This is a genomic window from Kitasatospora cheerisanensis KCTC 2395 (genome assembly GCF_000696185.1).
GTDB lineage: Bacteria > Actinomycetota > Actinomycetes > Streptomycetales > Streptomycetaceae > Kitasatospora > Kitasatospora cheerisanensis.
In genome coordinates, this window is the sequence record NZ_KK853997.1 from 238,340 (window position 1) to 238,954 (window position 615).

1 protein-coding gene is annotated in these 615 nt (G+C 76.9%); it reads left to right on the forward strand.

Going from position 1 to position 615, the window contains the following annotated elements; translation table 11 throughout:
- Positions 1–133: 133 nt before the first annotated feature.
- A complete protein-coding gene (locus tag KCH_RS01260; protein ID WP_244305077.1) occupies positions 134–571 on the forward strand; it encodes a hypothetical protein in 438 nt (145 codons plus the stop codon).
- Positions 572–615 lie beyond the last annotated feature (44 nt).

Here is a 615-nt window from a genome sequence, read left to right on the forward strand (position 1 = left end):
ACATGTTCTGCCTCGGGCTGATCTTCGGCGCGGCCGCCGGCCTGGTCTTCGGGCTGGCCGCCGCCCTGGAGGCCCCGGTGGACATCGCCTCGGCGGCCACCCCGCCGACCTGCTGGCCTCGAACCGGGCCACCGTGGCCCGGACGTGCCTGGTGCTGGCCCCGGCGTTCGCGCTCGCGATCGCCTTCGGCGGGCGGCTGGTGGTGGGGGCGCTCCAGGGCCTGCTCGGCCCGCTCAGCTGGGACCTGACGGACGGTCTGATGATCGGCACGGTCGGCGGGATCGGCGGGAGCGCGGCCTACCTGCTCGCCTTCACCGCCTGGGGCCAGTGGCTCGTCCTGGCCCGGATCTGGCTGCCGCTGACCGGCCGGCTCCCCTGGCAGCCGGCCGCGTTCCTGGACGACGCCTACCGGCGCGGCGTGCTGCGGCGGACCGGCGCGGTGTACCAGTTCCGCCACGTACGGCTTCAGCACCACCTGAGCCGTGCCTTCCGCCGGACCGACGCCCGCTACACCCCGGCCGTCCTCCCCTCGGACCCGCCGTCCTCCGCCCGAGGGGCCGATCCGCGGTGACCGCCCGCGGGGCCCCGCGGCCGCCGCCACCTGCGGAGCTGACG